This is a genomic window from Romboutsia sp. D33t1_170424_H2, assembly GCF_015669105.1.
Classification (GTDB): Bacteria; Bacillota; Clostridia; order Peptostreptococcales; family Peptostreptococcaceae; genus Romboutsia_C; species Romboutsia_C hominis.
Genome location: NZ_JADOZQ010000006.1, coordinates 52,325 through 71,957, shown reverse-complemented (window position 1 = coordinate 71,957; position 19,633 = coordinate 52,325). Strand labels below are relative to the sequence as shown.

The following is a 19,633-nucleotide window of genomic DNA, read 5'->3' as shown; positions in this document are numbered from 1 at the left end:
AGAAGCTTAAAAAGGGGGAAAATAGAGTGAATTTATATAATACTATTTTTAATGGTTCAGAACAAGCTTTGGCTGCTGCTAAAGGCGCTGTAAGCGAAGCAATAGAAAAACATGGAAGAGAACATAATGTAGCATTCCCTGATACTGCATATTCATTACCTTGTATATACGCAGCAACAGGACAAAAAATGAATACGTTAGGTGATTTAGAAGGTGCTTTAACTATAGTAGAAGGTTTAGTAAATAGAACTCATTTATTAGAGCATGCACTTAATGCTGGTTTAGCTACAGCTTTATCTGCTGAAGTTATAGAAGCTGTAAAATATGCTACAATAGATGCACCATATAGTGAACCTTGTGCGGGTCATATAACTGACCCTATAATAAGATCATTAGGTGTACCTCTAGTTACAGGAGATATACCAGGGGTTGCTGTTGTACTTGGAGAATGCCCAGATGCAGAAACTGCAGCTGAGATTATAAAAAATTACCAATCTAAAGGATTACTTACTTTCTTAGTAGGAAAAGTAATAGATCAAGCTATAGAAGCTGATGTTAAGATGGGTCTAGAACTAAGAGTTATCCCTCTAGGATATGATGTAACTTCTGTTATCCATGTTGTATCTGTAGCAGTAAGAGCAGCATTGATATTTGGAGGATTAAATCCAGGAGATTTAGCAGGATTATTAGATTATACTGCTAAGAGAGTTCCAGCATTTGTTAATGCATTTGGACCATTAAGTGAATTAGTTGTATCTTGTGGAGCTGGAGCAATAGCTTTAGGATTCCCAGTTATAACTGATCAAACAGTATTAGAAGTTCCAATGAATTTATTAACTCAAAAAGATTATGATAAGTTTGTAGCTACTTCATTAGAAGCTAGAGGAATAAAGATAAAGGTAACTGAAATACCTATACCAGTATCTTTTGCTGCTGCATTTGAAGGTGAAAGAATAAGAAAAAATGACATGTTTGCTGAATTTGGTGGAAATAAAACTGAAGCTTGGGAACTTGTTGTTAAAAAAGAATTAAGTGAAGTTGAAGACCATAAAATAGAGGTTATAGGTCCAAATATAGATGAAATAGAGTCTGACGGTGTTGTAAGATTACCACTTGCTGTTATAGTTAAAATAGCTGGTAAAGCAATGCAAGAAGATTTCGAACCAGTTTTAGAAAGACGTTTACACTACTTCTTAAACTATATAGAAGGTGTAATGCATGTTGGTCAAAGAGATATGTCTTGGGTAAGAATATCTAAAGATGCTTTTGAAAAAGGATTCAGATTAGAGCATATAGGAGAAGTTTTATATGCTAAGATGCTAGATGAATTTGAATCAGTTGTTGATAAATGCGAAGTAACTATAGTAACTGATGCACAAAAAGTATCAGAAATGAAGGGTGAAGCTATAGATAGATATAATGCTAGAGATGAAAGATTAGCTTCATTAGTTGATGAAAGCGTTGAGGAATTCTATTCTTGTAACCTTTGTCAATCATTTGCACCTGCACACGTTTGTGTTGTTACTCCTGAAAGACTTGGATTATGTGGAGCAGTTAGCTGGTTAGATGCTAAAGCTACTAAAGAACTAGATCCAACAGGACCATGCCAACCAATAGTTAAGGGTGAATGCTTAGATGAAAGAACAGGAATATGGCAAGCAGTTAATGAAACAGTATGTGAAATATCTCAAGGTGCTGTTGAAAATGTTACATTATATTCTATATTAGAAGATCCAATGACTTCTTGCGGATGCTTCGAGTGTATATGCGGTATAATGCCAGAAGCAAATGGATTTGTTATAGTTAATAGAGAGTTCTCTGGTGAAACTCCTGTTGGTATGACATTTGGAGAATTAGCTTCTATGACAGGTGGAGGAGTTCAAACTCCAGGATTCATGGGTCACGGAAGACACTTTATATCTTCTAAGAAGTTTGCTTATGCTGAGGGTGGACCAACTAGAATAGTTTGGATGCCAAAAGAGTTAAAAGAATATGTAGCAGATAAGTTAAATGCTAGTGTTCAAGAATTAACAGGTATAGAAAACTTTACAGATATGATATGTGATGAAACTATAGCTAGTGATTCTGAAGGAGTATTAGCATTCTTAGAGGAAAAAGGTCATCCAGCTTTAGCAATGGAATGTGTAATGTAATCAACTAATAAGGGGGATAATCAAATGAAAGTTATACCAAGTTTAAGATATTCAGATAAACATACATGGGTTAGAGTGGAAGGAGAATTTGCTTATATAGGAATAACTGATTTCGCTCAAGATCAATTAGGAGAAATATTATTTGTTGAAATGCCAGAACTTGAAGATGAATTAACTCAAGGTGAAGAATTTGGTGTTGTTGAATCTTCAAAAGTAGCATCTGACTTAATAGCTCCTATATCTGGTGAAGTTGTTGAAATAAATGAAAAATTAGATGATGAGCCAGAGTATGTAAATGAAGATGCATATGATGCATGGATAGTAAAAGTTAAAATATCTGATGCAGATGAATTAGAAAACTTATTAACTGCTGAGAAATACGAAGCTATAGCTGAGTAGTTATAAATAAGGAGTACAGAAGATTTAGTAAATCTAAAACATCTGTACTCCTTTGATTTTATACAAAATAAATGTAGTAAATTTTATTAAATTTAAGGCATAGGTTTTTAAATTGATAGTACTATAATTTTACACACAAAAGATACTTATAATATTATGAATTTGAGTACTTATAAGTTGGATTAGGGTAAAATTATACTATATAACATATTGGGGGATAGGTATATGATTAGAGTAAATTTTAAGTCGCACAATAAAGAAGTTATATGCAGTAAAGGAGAAAATTTATTAGAAATAGCAAGAAATAATAAAATATTTATAGATGCTCCATGTAACGGAAACGTGTCTTGTGGGAAATGTAAGGTTAAGCTATTAAAAGGAAAAGTAGATACAGAAAAAACACTACATATAAAAGATGAAGAATGGGAACAAGGATATATACTCGCATGTAATACTAAAGTAATAGAAGATATAGAAATAGAAGTTCCATCAAAATTATCTTCATCTATGCATGGTATGAAAATAGAAGGTAGCGATAAGAAAAAAGACCAGGAAATATTTGATAGAGCAAAAAAAATAATAGAAGATAATAATTTTGATTTTAAAACTAATATAGAAAAAACATATATAGAATTAGATAAACCAACTATAGATGATAATATATGTGATATTGATAGAATAGAGAGATATGTTAGAAATAATTTAGGATACGATGAAATAGACTATACAGTAGAGTTACTTAGAAAAGTTCCAGAGATTATAAGAGAAAGTGATTTTAATGTAACTATAACTTATGTTAAAAAGAAGAATAAAATAACTATATTAAATATAGAACCAGGGAACAATGAAAAACAATTATACGGAGTAGCTATAGATATAGGGACTACATCAGTTGTAGTATGTTTAGTAGATTTATATTCAAAAGAGATTGTAGATAAGGCATCATCAGGTAATGCACAAATAAAATATGGTGCAGATGTTATACATAGAATTATATACTCGACTAAGAAAAATGGACTTAAGCATTTAAGAGATGCTGTTATAGACGAAACTATAAATCCATTATTAGAATCTATCTATATTAAAAATAATATAGATAAAGATAATGTAGTAAGCCTTGTAATAGCAGGAAATACAACTATGTCTAGTTTATTTTTAGGAGTTCACACAGATTATTTAAGACAAGAACCATTTATACCTCCATTTTTAAAATCACCAAAATTAATAGGAAAAGACATAGGTTTAAATGTAAATTATAGTGCATATATATTCTTAGCGCCATCAGTAGCTAGTTATGTAGGAGGAGATATTACAGCAGGGGTATTATCAGCGGGAATATGGACAAGTGAAGAAAATATATTATTTATAGATTTAGGAACTAATGGAGAAATTGTATTTGGGAACAAAGATTATATGATGAGTTGTGCTTGTTCTGCAGGACCTGCATTTGAAGGTGGAGGTATAAGTTGTGGAATGAGAGCATCAAATGGTGCTATAGAAAAAGTTAGTATAGATAAAGAAACTTTATATCCAAAGCTATCTATTATTGGAGATGATAAGCCTATTGGTATATGTGGTTCAGGGATAATAGACTTAATATGCCAAATGTTACTTAGTGGGGTGGTAGATAGAAGAGGTAAGATAAATAAAGATTTAAACAATGACAGAATAAGATTTAATGAACATGAAATAGGGGAGTACGTATTAGCATTTAAAGAAGAGTATGGTATTGAAAATGATATAACAGTAACAGAAGTGGATATAGATAACTTTATAAGAGCCAAGGGTGCAATATATTCTGGAGCTGCAACACTAATAGAAAGCTTAGGGATGGACTTTAGTGCTATAGATAAGGTATATATAGCTGGTGGAATAGGAAATAATTTAAATATAGAAAATTCTATTTTAATAGGATTACTTCCAGATATAGAAAGAGAAAAGTTTGCATATATAGGAAATAGTTCATTAGTTGGTTCTTATCTTGCTCTTGTAAGCAAAGATGCTAAAATGAAACTACAAGATATAGGTAATGAAATGACCTATGTAGAATTAAGTGTCTATCCAACATATATGGATGAATTTATATCTGCATGTTTCTTACCACACACTAACATAGAACAGTTCCCAACAGTTAAAGAACTGTTAGGAAATAAAGTGAAAATATAAGTATATAATTAATTAAAATCAATTGCGTTATATAGTACAAGGTGATATACTCAAAGTATATAATGTATAGTGATTTGAAATCATGAAGGTTTCTTTATAGTATTGAAATATTAAATACTAAAAGAGACCTTTTTTTGAAGAAAATCACAAACGTTTTCAAGAGGGTAGTTATAAATTAAACAATAATAATTTAATATTAAGTTAAAACATGGAGGGGTTATTATGTGTGAATCAGCAGCTTATGTACAAAAAGGGGATAAATTAGAAAGAATAATGGAAAATGTAGTAAGTGTAGATCCATTTGAAGGGAAAGTGTACTTAACTGATTTATTAGGAGAACAGAAAATAGTAGATGGAAGTATAAAAGAGATAAGGCTAATGGAACATAAAATAATAATATCAGAGTAAAAAATAAACATAAGAAAAACAGGGGAAGATAGTATGATAATAGCAGTTATAGATGGAATGGGTGGAGGTATAGGGGCCCAGATAGTATCAAATCTGAGAGAAGAATTACCATCATACATAGACATATATGCACTAGGTACTAATTCAATAGCAACGAGCTCTATGATGAAATCTCATGCAAATAAGGGAGCTACAGGGGAAAATGCAATAGTAACTTCTGTAAAGAAGGCAAATATAATAGTAGCACCAGTATCTGTTTCAATGCCAAATTCTATGATGGGTGAAGTAACTTGTAAAATGAGTGAAGCTATAGTAGATAGTGAAGCTCTAAAGATATTTTTACCTATATTGCCTGAAAATATAGAAGTAGTAGGAGTAGAAAACAAGCCATTAGCGCTGTTAATAAAGGATAGTATAGATTTAATAAAGAAAGAATTTAACATAAAAAAATAAGGGGGAGTATATATGTTAACTAATGATAGAATAAAATTACATCATGCAGATGATCATGATCACCCACATGGGCATTGTCATGATCATTCACACCCACATACACATGGTGAAGATGGAGAAAGTAAAGACGAAAAAACTTTAAAAATATTACTGCTTCATTGGGTAAATCATAATGAAAGCCATGAAGAAGGATTTAGAGAGTGGGTAGACAAGGCTAGGGCTATAGGAAAAGAAGAAACAGCTAATAGTATAGAGAAAGCTATAGAATATATGCAAAAAGCTAATGAGATGCTTATAGAAGCTAAAAAGCATATGTAATTAAATATAATAGATATATAGCATACTTAGAAGAATTAAATTTAAAAGTATGCTATATACTTGATATGACAATAAAGTTTATAGTAAATTTTTATACACTAATAATGTATATTTTAGCTTAAATTATGAAATTTGTGTTTGTTGATAATTTTAAATACATATTATTTGATATATTGTAAAAAAATCATAAAAATTAAAGAAAACGTATTGACTAAAATTATATAAAAATATATAATAAAAATATAGATAAATACGTAACAAATATGGAGAAGTACTCAAGTGGCTCAAGAGGAACCCCTGCTAAGGGTTTAGGCTGGGTAACCGGTGCGAGGGTTCGAATCCCTCCTTCTCCGCCAGTAAAGACTATCGATTTTTTTAAGCGATAGTCTTTTTTCCTTTTCAGTGAATATAATATAAATGAAAGGAGCAATTTTATGATAAGTACTAATAAGGAAAGAGCTTATAATATATTAAAGAGAAGTCAAAATTCTAAGTATAGGTTAATAAGAGATTCTTTACTTGTAGGGATAGCTGTAGGTCTAATAATTGTTGTATACAGAATACTGGGTTCAAAACTAATGGAATTATTCAAGGGTCTATATTCTAAGGGTAGAGAAGATATACTATTTATACCGGTTATATTTATGATATTAATAGCTTTAGGATATATTGTAGCTCAACAGGTAAAAAGAGAGCCGATGATATCGGGAAGTGGAATACCTCAAGTTGAGGGGATTCTTACCAGAAGAATTAAGATTAACTGGTTTAGGGTTTTAGTAAATAAATTTATAGGAGGCTTACTTTGTTTAGGAGTAGGTTTTTCAGTAGGTAGAGAAGGTCCATCAGTGCAAATGGGTGCATGTGTAGGAGAAGGTATATCTAAAGGATTAGATAAATTAGATAATGAGGAAAAGTATTTTGTAACATGTGGAGCTAGTGCAGGTTTATCAGCAGCTTTTAATGCACCTTTAGCAGGAGTTATGTTTGCATTAGAAGAAGCTCACAAGAACTTTTCTCCATTAGTTTTAGCATCAGCAATGACAGCATCTATAACAGCAGATTTTGTGTCAAAGCAATTTTTTGGATTAATGCCATCATTACATACCGCAAAATTAAATGCAATGCCTTTAAAATACTACTGGGTCTTAATAATATTAGGAATTGTAGTAGGAATAAGTGGTGTATTATTTAATAGTGGTATATTAAAAACTCAAACTATATTTAAAAATAGTAAATTAAGCAAAGAAGTAAAGATAATGATTCCATTCATATTAACAGGAATTATTGGTCTTATATCACCAGTTTTATTAGGTGGAGGTCATGAACTTATTATGACATTGCAAGAACAGAACTTTACATTAAATTTACTAATGATATTACTTATAGCAAAATTTATATTTACATTTATATGTTTTGGATCAGGGGCTCCAGGAGGGATATTTTTCCCATTGTTAGCATTAGGGTCAATAGTAGGTAATATAGTAGGAATTATAAGTGCTATGTATATGGGAATACCATCAACTTATATAATTAACTTTGTAGTTCTAGCAATGGCAGGTCACTTTGCAGCAATAGTAAAGGCACCTATAACAGCAATTATATTAATACTAGAAATGACGGGATCTCTTGATCATTTGTTACCACTTTCGATAGTTGTAATAATAGCTCAATTGACATCAGATTTACTTAATTCTCATCCTATATATGAAAGTCTTTTAGAAAGACTTCTTGAAGGTGGGGAATATGAATGTGAGACTGGTGTAAATAAAAAGACATTATTTGAAACAGTGGTCCATATTAATAGTGATTTAGATGGAAAATGTGTAAAAGATATAATTTGGCCTAAAAATTGTTTAATAGTAGGGATAACTCGAGGAGATGTTGAGATAATTCCTAAAGGTTCAACAAAGATAATGGCAGGTGATTATTTAACTATAATGGCAAACCAATGTGAATGCTCGAATGTATTAGATGATGTAGTCAATTTAGCGCAAAATTAAAATTGTATAATATGATATATTTCAAATTATAAATTATCGTAATAACTAAGTTATAATAAAAAAAGAACTAAAATCCTTATAAGGATTTTAGTTCTTTTTTTATTATATACTCACATAGGTTATAAATATTTGAGTCTAAAAAATTATCGTTAACTTTTAAAGGAATTATTTTATTTAATTGATAAAATAAAACTATATTATTGTCTTTATCTATACCTTTATTCAAACTTATACTAAGTAAAATGTGCTTATCATCTGATAATATAGAGTAATTATCGCTATAAATATTTATAGGTACTTTGTTACCATCAAATATATTATATTTAAGTGTTAATTTAGAATTATTTATCTTAAAGGATAATGGTATAAGTTTTAAGAATAAATCTTTATTATTAATTACAATGGGCTTTAGTTTCTCTTCTAATATATCTTTTATTTTATAAAGGTACCCTAAATAGTATATATCTTCATAGTTGTGAAGTAATATTTTGCTTTTTAAATCATCAGACTTAGAAGACACAAATTCCTTGTATAGTTTTACGCTTTCTTTTCCTGAAATAGTATCTTCTCTAGATATACCAATGTATTTTTCTATAGTTTTTAGTTTACAATCAGAAAGAGATAGTAAGCCTTTAAATGGCCTTACAATATTTAAAATATCAATATCATCATTTTTATTTAACTCAAAATCAATATTATATTTATTAAAACGAGAATTTAAAAATGGAATATCAAAGGCTAATCCATTAAAGGTTATATGAGTATCAAAGGTACTGATATCATTTATAAATGCTAATAATAAATCTTTTTCATCATCTTCAGTTTGAGCAAAATATTGTTTAATTATGGTTTTATTATCTTTATTAAATAAAATTCCTATAAGTATAACTTTACAAAACTTAGGGCTAAGACCTGTAGTTTCTATATCAAATACGAAGGAATCTGAAGGAATATTTACGAAATTATCTAATGTCTTAGTTATGATTTCCATAAAATTTCTCCTTTTTGAAATTATATATTATAATATAGTTTAGCTATATAACTAATATAAAAAGTTATATTTATATTATAGATTAATGAAAGAATACTTCAAGGTGGTAAGTTATGATAAGTATAGATAAATTAAATGAAAATCAAAAGGTTGCAGTAGAACATGTAGATGGACCTTGTATGGTATTAGCAGGTCCTGGATCAGGTAAAACGAGGGTTATAACATATAGGATAGCAAATATGGTAGTAAATAAAGGTATAAGCCCTCGTAGTATACTTGCTATAAGTTTTACAAAAGCATCCTCAGTAGAAATGAAAAATAGAGCGTTAAGTTTAAGTGATGATCATAGAATGAATAAGGTTACATATGGAACATTCCATTCTGTATTTTTTAGAATACTTAGGTACTTTGAGAAATATAGCTTAGACAATATATTTGATGAAAAATCAAAGAGGCTACTACTAAAAGGCATATTGAAAAGCTTAAATATAGAAAATGCAGATGATGATGAAACTATAGGACAGGTAATAAATGAAATATCCTATGTAAAAAATGAATTGATGGATATTAGAGACTTTACATCCGAGCTATTAACTAGTGATGAATTTTTAAAAACTTATAATCTATATGAAGAACACAAAAATCAACATAATAAAATAGATTTTGATGATATGTTAATAAAGACATACCATTTATTAAAGCACAATAAATCGGCACTAGATATGGTTCGTGGAATATATAGATATATATTAGTAGATGAGTTCCAGGATATAAATAAGGTTCAGTTTGAGGTACTAAAATTAATAGCTAATCCCAACAATAATATATTTGTAGTGGGAGATGAAGATCAAAGTATATATGGATTTAGAGGTGCTAGACCAGACTTTTTATTGGAGTTTGAGCAATATTTTAAAGGAACTAAAAAAGTTCTATTAGATATAAATTATAGGTCAAAAGATGAAATAATAAATATAGCTAATAGACTGATAGAAAAAAATGAGAATAGATATGAAAAAGTTATAAAATGTCATCAAGGAGAAGGTGGAAATGTTAAATATATATCTCCTAATGATTCAGAAGAAGAGGCAGTATTTATAGCTAAAGATATACTAGAAGAAATGAAAAAAGATTATGTTGAGTATACTGATTTTGCTGTAATATATAGAACTAATATACAATCAAGAGCATTAGTAGATGTATTTATGGATATGAGGATACCTTTTATAGTGAAAGATTCGATAATTACTATATATGATCATTGGGCATCTCAAGATATATTAGCTTATTTAAGAATAGGCGTAAATCCAGATTCAAATAAAGATTGGGTTAGGATAATAAATAAACCATTTAGATATATATCAAAAGAACATGTGAATATGGTTAAGGATGAAAAAAACTTTATAAATGCTTTAATAAATAAATGTAACCTTCATCCAAAACAAGTTAAGACTATAAATGATTTGGATATAGATTTAAGTTATTTAAAAACATTAAATCCTAAAAATGCAATTTCTTATATAAGAACAAGTTTAGATTATGATAGATATATACTAGATTATTGTACAAATAGAAAAATAAAGACAAATGGTTTAATAGAAATATTAAATGAACTAGAAAGTTCTGCTACAAATTTCAATACAATACAAGAATATTTAGATCATATAGAAAGAGTAAAGTCAGAATTGATAGAAAATAAAAATAATCAAAATTCTGATGGAGTAATATTTACTACTATGCATAGTGCTAAAGGATTAGAATTTAAAAATGTATATATAATAGGAGCTACAGAAGGAACTATTCCTCATGAAAAGTCTTATGATATAAATGATGAAGAAAAAAAAGTTAATCAGATTGAGGAAGAGAGAAGGCTTATGTATGTGGCTATAACAAGAGCTGAGGAGAATATATATATAAGCTCTCCATCTAATAAATATGGAAAAAAAGTATCTAAATCTAGATTTATAGATGATATTAAAGGAGCGACTAAAAAAGAAATAGAAAGCTTAACAATAGGAGACAAAATTTATCATAAAAGATTTAAGGAAGGTACAATAGTACAAAAAAATAATAACTTAGTTAAAGTTAAGTTTAGTGATGGAGAAAGAACTTTAGATTATAAAGTGTGTTCAATAAAAAATGTAATTTATAAAATATAGCTTTAGTCAAATATAAAATAAGATAACTTAAATATCTTGTCAATAAGCAAAATTACTTGATTGGAGGTAAGTAACTAGAAATATATATTAGGAGAGAGTATGAGTAAGAAAGTATTAAGAAAATTAGCATATAGTCTAACATTATTTATTCAGATAGCATTAGCCGTATCTATCTTTATAATAGAGTATTTAACTAACAAAAATGCTGGAATTATGCAATATGTGCGATATAATAAGTTTGTATTTGAACATGGAATTTTAAATACAAATAACCTACAAGTGATAAAAATAATATCGATAATACTATTTATAATATTTGGAACGATATTTATGCACTGTATTAAGAATAAGAAAAATACATTTATTAGATATCAAATTACTATATCTATGATAATGAGTATAATAGTTAGTATGGTTATAAGTAGTAATTACTTTATAGGTATGTTAGCTTATCATTATTTCATAATAACATTTATTTTAGTATTACTTATACAGATGTTGGTTGTAGGTATAACATTTTATATAGATAATAAACAAAAAAATAGGACTTTATAAAGTCCTATTTTTTATTTTAATAATATATACCTTTTTCAAAGAAATCTTTTATCTCATCTAAATCATTTGTTTTTCCTAAAGCTAGCATAAGCTTTATTCTAGCCTTTTGACCAGGTAACTCTCCTCCAAAAATACATCCTAAGTTCTTTAAGTCTCTTCCAGAACCTAAGTATCCATAACTATCAAATACCCTTCCAGAATGACATCTAGAAACTATTACAACAGGTATATCTTTCTCCCTAGCATATTTTACACCTTCATACATCTTAGGAGGTATATTACCTCTACCCATAGCTTCTATGACAATACCCTTGTATCCATTATCAGTAGCGAATTTTATAAGTTCATCATCCATACCAACTCCAGATTTAAATAGAGCAACTTTAGACTCAACTTTATCTGTATCTATTATAGATCTATTGACAACATCCTTATATAAAACTAATTCGTTACAATCTATTATACCAAGAGGTCCAGATGTTAAAGATTTAAAAGTATTTAATGATAATGTATTAGTTTTAGTAGCTTCAGAAGCTAAAAGTACTTCATTGTTTAAAACTATAAGAACACCTTTTCCTATAGCATCATCAGATATAGCAGTACAAACAGCAGCAGATAAGTTACTTGGACCATCATATCCAAGCTCTGAACTACTTCTCATAGCTCCTGTGACTATAACAGGTTTTATACTAGTTATAGTTAAGTCTAAGAAATAAGCAGTTTCTTCTAAACTATCAGTACCATGAGTTATAACAACACCGCATATATCTTCTCTAATAAGTAAATCATTAACATAATCCTTTAACTCCATCATTCTTTCAGGAGTCATATGAGGACCAGGTATTTCATCAAAGTTTAAAACTTCTATTTCAGCAACTTTATCTATATTAGTTACCATAGACATTATTTGCTCACCAGATAAAGTAGGAATAGCAGCTCCAATTTCTTTATCTACAGTCATTGATATAGTTCCACCTGTGAAAACTATAGCAACTTTTTTCTTTTTAGTCATGAATGTCCCTCCTTAAAAATATATACATATATATCATAAGTAAATTATATCAAAAAAAAACTATATAAGCATGTTAAATAAAGTTAATTATTTATTAAAAAGAAAGTAAAACTCATAGAAATATAGATAAAAAGTTAGAGGATTGCAAAAAAAGACGATAAATGTAAAATAAAAATGAAATTATACTTAGTATATAAAGAACTTTTAAAATTTATAAGAAAATATTCAAAGTCAAAAATTTTAGTAAAATATATACTCATTAAAATAATTTATATTTTATTATATAAAAAAAAAGAGCTCGGGGAAGCTCTTTTTTGCTATCAAGTTGATTTCCGTTATCAACTTGATAAAATGGATATAAAGTTTATCCGTTCAAAAGGGGTATTGGGAATAGAGATTTTAATTAAGGTTATCAGGGGGATAACCATGTCTATATACTATCAAATTTCGACATAAAAATCAATACTTTTCAAGAAAGTTAATTTATTGTCAAACGAAAATTATAAAAATAAAACCTACTTCTTTTCCGATCTGAAGTAGGCCTTAAATGAATTAAATATTCATTTAAAAGGGGTATTGGGAATAGAGATTTTACTAAGGTTATCAGGGGGATAACCATGTTTATATATTATCAAATTTCGACATGAAAATCAATACTTTAAAGAAAAATATTGAAAAAAATTACAATTCTACAAAATAGTGATAATTTATAATTATTAAGTTAAAATTATAAGTGAATATATAAAATAAAACAACAATTATATTTAATATATATTTAGTAATATTATTATTAAACCTTAAAAAATAACGTAAATATGATATAATAAATAAGTCTATTTAGGTTAATATATAATAGATAAAATTTTTATTTCAATTTGATAAAATAATTTATAAATTGGAAAGAATAAATAAAACATATTTGAATAATTTTGAATTTATATAAATACTTAATACAGGAAGCTGGTGAAAAATATGGAAATATATTTAGATAATAGTGCAACAACTAAACCATATAGTGAGGTTATTGAAAAAGTTGTTTATGCACTTAGCCATGATTACGCAAACCCATCATCTTTACATAGAAAGGGTGTTGAGGTAGAAAAGAATATAAAAGCCATAAGAAGTGAGATTGCTAAAACTTTAGGTGCTAAGGATAAAGAAATTTACTTTACATCAGGAGGAACAGAATCTAATAATACTATAATTAGAGGTGTAGTCAATCTACATAAAAAAAGAAAAAACCATATAATATCTACGAGTATAGAGCATCCATCAGTTTTAAATACATTAAAGGATTTAGAAAACGATGGATGTGAGGTAACATATTTAGATGTTGATAGAGAAGGTAAAATAGATTTAGAGGAACTTAAAAAAGCTATAAAGCCTACTACATGCTTAGTAACTATAATGCACGTAAATAATGAAGTAGGATCCATACAACCTATCCAAGAAATAGGTAAGTACCTTAAGTCATTAAAAGACAAAGTTTATTTACATGTAGATGCAGTTCAATCATATTCTAAGATAAACTTTAGACCATCAAGATATAATATAGATTTTATGAGTGTTAGTGGGCATAAATTCCACGGGCCTAAAGGTATAGGATTTATGTATATAAAGGAAACTAACAGGATAAAACCTATGTTAACTGGTGGGGGACAAGAAATCGGTGTAAGAGCAGGGACAGAAAATGCACCTGGTATATATGGATTAGGCGAGGCTATAAAAATTATAAATGATGATTTAAATTCTAAAATAGAAAAAATATCTTCTTTAAAGAATTTACTTAAAGAAGAAATATCTAAAAATATAGAAGATATAAAAATAAATTCTCCAGAAGATGGAGTGTGTCATATACTTAATATCTCATTTAAAGATATAAAAGGAGAAGTGTTACTTCATTGCTTAGAGCAAAAAGGTATGTATGTATCTACAGGTTCTGCATGTTCTTCTAAGAAAAAAGGAAGTCATGTACTAACTCAAATGAAATTAACTAATGAAGAAATAGAAGGAGCTATAAGATTTAGCTTATCAGATTTAAATACAGAAGAAGAGATTTTAGAAGCTGTAAAAATACTTAAAGAGGAAGTTGAATCTTTAAGAAAAATAATAAGAAGAAGTTGAATTTTTAAGAAAAACAACAAGAAGACGATAATCAAAATATGAGGTGATACATTTGTATAATATATTAATAGTTAAGTACGGGGAAATAGGTGTAAAAGGAAAAAATAGATACTTATTTGAAAATAAGTTAATAAAAAATGTAAAAAATATGCTTAAGCCATTAGGTGAATTTAAAGTTTATAAAGAATTTGGAAGAATATATGTAGACTTAGAAGACTATGATTATGAAGAAGTTGCAGAAGAAGTAAGAAAAGTATTTGGTATAGTAGGAGTATGTCCAGCAATAAGAGCTGAAAAAGATTATACTAAATTAAAGGAATTGGCGTTAGAAGTATTAGAAGAAAAAATAGACGCAGGAGCAAAGAGCTTTAAAGTAGAAAGTAAAAGAGGAGATAAGAGCTTTAAATTTACTTCTCAAGAAATGAGTAGAGATATAGCAGGTTACTTAGTATCTCAAGTTAAAGACAAAATAGCAGTAGATATAAGAAATCCAGAAGTTAGAATACGTTGTGAATATAGAGAAAATCATGTAATGGTATACAGCGATACTATACCAGGTTATGGAGGATTACCTCTTGGAACAAACGGTAGAGCTATGTCTTTATTATCTGGAGGTATAGATTCACCAGTTGCATCTTGGATGGTAGCAAAAAGAGGTATGGAACTAGAATGTATACATTTCCACAGTTATCCATTTACTAGTGAAAAATCTCAAGAGAAAGTAAGAGATTTAGGAAAAATATTAGCTAAGTATTGTGGAAGAGTAAGACTTCATAAAGTTAATATGTTAGAAATACAAAAAGCTATAGGTCTAAATTGTAAAGATGAAGAAATGACTATAATATCAAGAAGATTTATGATGAGAATAGCTCAAGCAGTAGCAGAAAAAAGACACTGTGATGCTTTAGTTACAGGAGAGAGTATAGGACAAGTTGCATCTCAAACTATACAAGGACTAACTTGTACAAATGCATCAGTTAGTATACCTGTATTTAGACCTCTTATAGCTATGGATAAAACTGAAATAGTTGATATAGCTCAAAAAATAGGAACATTTGAAACATCAATACTTCCAGAAGAAGATTGTTGTACAGTATTTGCTCCTAAAAAACCTGTGACTAAGCCTAGATTAGAGAGAATAGAAAAGTCAGAAAATGCATTAGATGTAGAAAAATTAATACAAGATGCTATAGATAACATAGAAGTAGAAGATTTAGAATTCTAATTCTAAAATATATAACAAAAAAAAGAAGCCCTAGGACTTCTTTTTTGTTATATATAAATTATTCAAAGAAATTTAAGGGCTTATTTATTAAATACCTCAACACCAAATTCTTTTAAAACTTGGCTAGCTTTTTTAATATCTTCTGGAGTAGCATCAGGAACACCTTTTAACTCATATTCAATTCCCATACTTTCCCATTTGTGAACACCTATTGTATGATATGGTAATAATTCAAGTCTATCTACATTGTTAAGAGTAGATACAAATTTACCTAATGCCTCTAAGTTTTCTCTATCATCTGTTATACCAGGAACTAAAACGTGTCTTATCCAAACAGGTATATTTCTTTCATCTAAGTGTTTAGCTAACTTTAATGTTTTTTGTATTGTTACACCTGTTAAGTCTTTAGCTTTATCATCTATCATATGTTTTAAGTCAAGTAAAACTAAATCAGTATTATCAAGTATTGGATCTATTTTATCTATATCTACAAATCCAGAAGTATCTAAGCAAGTGTGTATACCATTTTTCTTAGCTTTAGCAAATAATTCTGCTACAAATTCTGGTTGAAGTGTAGCTTCACCACCTGAAACAGTTAAACCACCCCCAGAGAATTTCATATAAGATGAGTACTTAAGCACCTCAGTGATTAATTCGTCAGTTGTATATTCTTTTCCACCTTTTGCATCCCATGTATCTCTATTGTGGCAATACTTACATCTTAATGGGCATCCTTGCATAAATACTATAAATCTTATTCCTGGACCATCTACTGTACCAAATGTTTCTATTGAATGAACTCTTCCTTTTATCATAATATCCACCTCTAAGTCGTTTTATAAATTGCGTTTTAAATATACTGTATACATAATATCATCTAAATATATTATAAATTATTATATCTTTAAAGTCTATATTGTTTAAGTAATGTATAATTCCTTATATTTTAATTATACCCAGTAAGTACCTATACAAACTATAAATGTAAAAAAATTTTAGATTATAATGTTATTATATATAATTGATTTTAAAATAAATAAAAAAAGAGTGTAAGTTGATGAGACTTACACTCTGAAAAATTATATACTTTGATTTTTGATAATTGTTAAACTATCTGATGTAAGATTATAGATGTTATAAATTAAGCCATTTTTCCGTGGAATGTTCTGTTTATAACGTCTAATTGTTGCTCTCTAGTTAACTTGATGAAGTTTACAGCGTATCCTGAAACTCTTATAGTTAATTGAGGGTATTTTTCTGGATGCTCCATAGCATCTTCTAATGTAGCTCTATCAAATACGTTAACGTTTAAGTGATGAGCTCCTTGAGAGAAGTATCCGTCCATCATTGAAGATAAGTTGTTTACTCTTTCAGTCATATCTTTTCCTAAAGCACCTGGTACTATAGAGAAAGTATTAGATATACCATCTTGAGCATGCTCGTATGGTAATTTAGCAACTGAAGATAATGAAGCTAAAGCTCCGCTGTTATCTCTTCCGTGCATTGGGTTAGCTCCTGGAGCGAATGGCTCACCAGCTCTTCTTCCGTCAGGAGTGTTACCAGTCTTCTTACCGTAAACAACGTTTGAAGTTATTGTTAATATAGATTGAGTATGGTAAGAATCTCTGTAAGTTTTGTTCTTTCTTATTTTATTCATGAAGTTTTCTACTAAGTCACAAGCTATTTGGTCAACTCTGTCATCGTTGTTTCCGAATTTTGGATAATCTCCTTCTATTTCGAAGTCAACAGCTATACCAGCTTCGTTTCTTATAGTTTTAACTTTAGCATGTTTTATAGCAGATAATGAGTCAGCGCAAACTGATAAACCAGCTATACCACAAGCCATAGTTCTGAATATTTCTCTATCATGTAAAGCCATTTCTAATGCTTCATAAGAGTACTTATCATGCATGTAGTGGATTATGTTTAATGTATTTACGTATAAGTTAGCTAACCAATCAGTGAATGGTTCGAACTTAGCCATAACCTCATCGTAATCTAAGTATTCTGAAGTTATTGCTTCGAATTTAGGTCCAACTTGTACTCCTGACTTCTCATCAACACCACCGTTTATAGCGTATAATAAAGTCTTAGCTAAGTTTACTCTAGCTCCGAAGAATTGCATTTGTTTACCTATTCTCATTGCAGATACACAACAAGCTATACCGTAGTCATCTCCCCAGTATGGTCTCATTAAATCATCGTTCTCGTATTGAACAGAACTTGTATCTATTGAAACTTTTGAACAGAAGTCTTTGAATCCTTGAGGTAATCTAGTAGACCATAATACTGTTAAGTTTGGCTCTGGAGATGGTCCAAGAGTGTAAAGAGTATTTAACATTCTGAATGAGTTTTTAGTTACTAATGTTCTACCATCTATACCCATACCACCGATTGATTCAGTTACCCAAGTTGGGTCTCCTGAGAATAAATCGTTGTATTCTGGAGTTCTTAAGAATTTAACCATTCTTAACTTCATAACGAAGTGGTCCATTATTTCTTGAACTTCTTCTTCAGTTATTGTTCCGTTAGCTAAATCTCTTTCGAAGTATATGTCTAAGAATGTAGAAGTTCTACCTAATGACATTGCAGCTCCGTTTTGATCTTTTATAGCTCCTAAGTATCCGAAGTATAACCATTGAACAGCTTCTCTTGAGTTAGTAGCTGGCTTAGATATATCGAATCCGTAAGATAAAGCCATTCTCTTTAATGCTTCTAAAGCTTTTATTTGATCAGATATTTCTTCTCTAGCTCTTATAACTTCTTCGTCTATGCATCTTACTTCGTATTCAGCTTTTTGAGCTAATTTATCTTCTATTAATCTATCTATACCGTATAAAGCAACTCTTCTGTAGTCACCTATTATTCTACCTCTTCCGTAAGCATCTGGTAAACCAGTTATTATACCAGATCTTCTAGCAGCTCTCATTTCAGGAGTGTAAGCATCGAATACCCCTTGGTTATGAGTTTTTCTATATTTAGTGAATATTTCGCTTATTTCAGGATCACATTCGTATCCGTAAGCCTTACAAGAATTTTCAACCATTTTTATACCACCGAAAGGCATAACAGCTCTTTTTAATGGTGCGTCAGTTTGGAAACCAACTATTGTTTCTAATTCTTTATCTAAGTATCCTGGTGCATAAGCATCTATCATAGATACTGTTTTAGTATCAACGTCTAAAGTTCCGCCATTTTCTCTTTCTTTTTTGAAAAGAGCCATAGCTTCTTCCCATAATTTTTTAGTGTTTTCAGTAGCTCCAGCTAAGAAAGAATCATTTCCTTCATATGGAGTGTAGTTTTCTTGGATGAACCCTCTAACATCTATTTCTTTAGTCCATCTACCTTCTTTAAATCCTTGCCATGCATTCATGTGAATAGCCTCCTTGTTAGGGTTTAAAATTTGTAAAGTTATTTATTGTTATTTAAATTTAAATATTTAATATTATTATTTAAATTCAAATATTTAAAAAATTTATATTATTAATCTAGCTAGATAATTTTTAGACAATATAATCATAACATATAAAAGGTATTTTGTATACAACCTTTCGCATAAATATTGTCGATAATTTTTAAATTTAATCTGAATTTGTTTTCCTTATAATCATATAATACCCAAGTGTTTTTATGCTAAAACAAAAAAATTTTAAAATAAAAAAATAGTATATAT

General features: G+C 29.0%; 15 protein-coding genes and 1 tRNA gene. 12 read left to right on the top strand and 4 right to left on the bottom strand.

The genetic code is table 11. From position 1 onward, the window contains the following. Positions 1–26: 26 nt before the first annotated feature. The 8 genes from acsB to I4U66_RS08795 all read left to right on the top strand — a co-directional run bounded on the left by acsB (position 27) and on the right by I4U66_RS08795 (position 7,897). On the top strand, positions 27–2,153 hold the full coding sequence (gene acsB, locus I4U66_RS08830) for an acetyl-CoA decarbonylase/synthase complex subunit alpha/beta (RefSeq protein WP_092923600.1): 2,127 nt from the start codon (positions 27–29) through the stop codon (positions 2,151–2,153). A gap of 24 nt (positions 2,154–2,177) precedes the next feature. After that, entirely contained in the window at positions 2,178–2,552 is a 375-nt protein-coding gene (gcvH, locus tag I4U66_RS08825; RefSeq protein WP_092923603.1) for a glycine cleavage system protein GcvH, read from the top strand. Between the two features lie 225 nt (positions 2,553–2,777). After that, positions 2,778–4,718 (top strand): corrinoid activation/regeneration protein AcsV, encoded by a 1,941-nt coding sequence (acsV, locus tag I4U66_RS08820; RefSeq protein WP_195928763.1) that lies wholly within the window; start codon positions 2,778–2,780, stop codon positions 4,716–4,718. Positions 4,719–4,940: 222 nt separating this feature from the next. Continuing rightward, complete coding sequence (locus tag I4U66_RS08815) at positions 4,941–5,126, top strand: CooT family nickel-binding protein (RefSeq protein ID WP_092923609.1); 186 nt, start codon at positions 4,941–4,943, stop codon at positions 5,124–5,126. 33 nt (positions 5,127–5,159) lie between these two features. Then, on the top strand, positions 5,160–5,579 hold the full coding sequence (locus I4U66_RS08810) for a DUF3842 family protein (RefSeq protein ID WP_092923612.1): 420 nt from the start codon (positions 5,160–5,162) through the stop codon (positions 5,577–5,579). Between the two features lie 12 nt (positions 5,580–5,591). Continuing rightward, the gene (locus tag I4U66_RS08805; RefSeq protein WP_092923615.1) at positions 5,592–5,897 is read left to right on the top strand and encodes a zinc transporter; all 306 of its coding nucleotides are present in this window, start codon (positions 5,592–5,594) and stop codon (positions 5,895–5,897) included. A gap of 265 nt (positions 5,898–6,162) precedes the next feature. Continuing rightward, positions 6,163–6,253: transfer RNA gene (locus tag I4U66_RS08800), tRNA-Ser, on the top strand. A gap of 78 nt (positions 6,254–6,331) precedes the next feature. After that, on the top strand, positions 6,332–7,897 hold the full coding sequence (locus tag I4U66_RS08795; protein ID WP_092923618.1) for a ClC family H(+)/Cl(-) exchange transporter: 1,566 nt from the start codon (positions 6,332–6,334) through the stop codon (positions 7,895–7,897). Between the two features lie 76 nt (positions 7,898–7,973). Here the strand turns inward: I4U66_RS08795 and I4U66_RS08790 are convergent, their stop codons facing one another. After that, on the bottom strand, positions 7,974–8,888 hold the full coding sequence (locus tag I4U66_RS08790; protein WP_092923621.1) for a ribonuclease H-like domain-containing protein: 915 nt from the start codon (positions 8,886–8,888) through the stop codon (positions 7,974–7,976). Positions 8,889–9,001: 113 nt separating this feature from the next. Here I4U66_RS08790 and I4U66_RS08785 point away from each other — a divergent pair, with 113 nt between their 5' ends. Together I4U66_RS08785 and I4U66_RS08780 are read left to right on the top strand one after the other, a co-directional pair. Continuing rightward, a complete protein-coding gene (locus I4U66_RS08785) occupies positions 9,002–11,044 on the top strand; it encodes an ATP-dependent helicase (protein WP_195581627.1) in 2,043 nt (680 codons plus the stop codon). Between the two features lie 99 nt (positions 11,045–11,143). Next, entirely contained in the window at positions 11,144–11,599 is a 456-nt protein-coding gene (locus I4U66_RS08780) for a hypothetical protein (protein ID WP_092923626.1), read from the top strand. 16 nt (positions 11,600–11,615) lie between these two features. On the opposite strand, the gene I4U66_RS08775 is transcribed toward I4U66_RS08780, so the two are convergent. After that, positions 11,616–12,611 (bottom strand): asparaginase, encoded by a 996-nt coding sequence (locus tag I4U66_RS08775; protein WP_092923629.1) that lies wholly within the window; start codon positions 12,609–12,611, stop codon positions 11,616–11,618. A gap of 972 nt (positions 12,612–13,583) precedes the next feature. Between I4U66_RS08775 and I4U66_RS08765 the strand changes: the two genes are divergently transcribed. Both I4U66_RS08765 and thiI read left to right on the top strand, forming a co-directional pair. Continuing rightward, positions 13,584–14,735 carry a cysteine desulfurase family protein gene (locus I4U66_RS08765; protein WP_092923635.1) on the top strand — a complete coding sequence of 384 codons (1,152 nt, stop codon included), beginning with the start codon at positions 13,584–13,586 and terminating at the stop codon, positions 14,733–14,735. A 52-nt stretch (positions 14,736–14,787) separates the two neighbouring features. Next, positions 14,788–15,960 carry a tRNA uracil 4-sulfurtransferase ThiI gene (gene thiI / locus I4U66_RS08760; RefSeq protein ID WP_092923638.1) on the top strand — a complete coding sequence of 391 codons (1,173 nt, stop codon included), beginning with the start codon at positions 14,788–14,790 and terminating at the stop codon, positions 15,958–15,960. An 80-nt stretch (positions 15,961–16,040) separates the two neighbouring features. Here thiI and pflA read toward each other — a convergent pair whose 3' ends face one another. Together pflA and pflB are read right to left on the bottom strand one after the other, a co-directional pair. Next, complete coding sequence (pflA, locus tag I4U66_RS08755; protein WP_092923641.1) at positions 16,041–16,775, bottom strand: pyruvate formate-lyase-activating protein; 735 nt, start codon at positions 16,773–16,775, stop codon at positions 16,041–16,043. A 326-nt stretch (positions 16,776–17,101) separates the two neighbouring features. Continuing rightward, positions 17,102–19,333: a formate C-acetyltransferase gene (pflB, locus tag I4U66_RS08750; RefSeq protein ID WP_092923644.1), complete on the bottom strand. Its 2,232-nt coding sequence runs from the start codon at positions 19,331–19,333 to the stop codon at positions 17,102–17,104. Between the last annotated feature and the right edge of the window lie 300 nt (positions 19,334–19,633).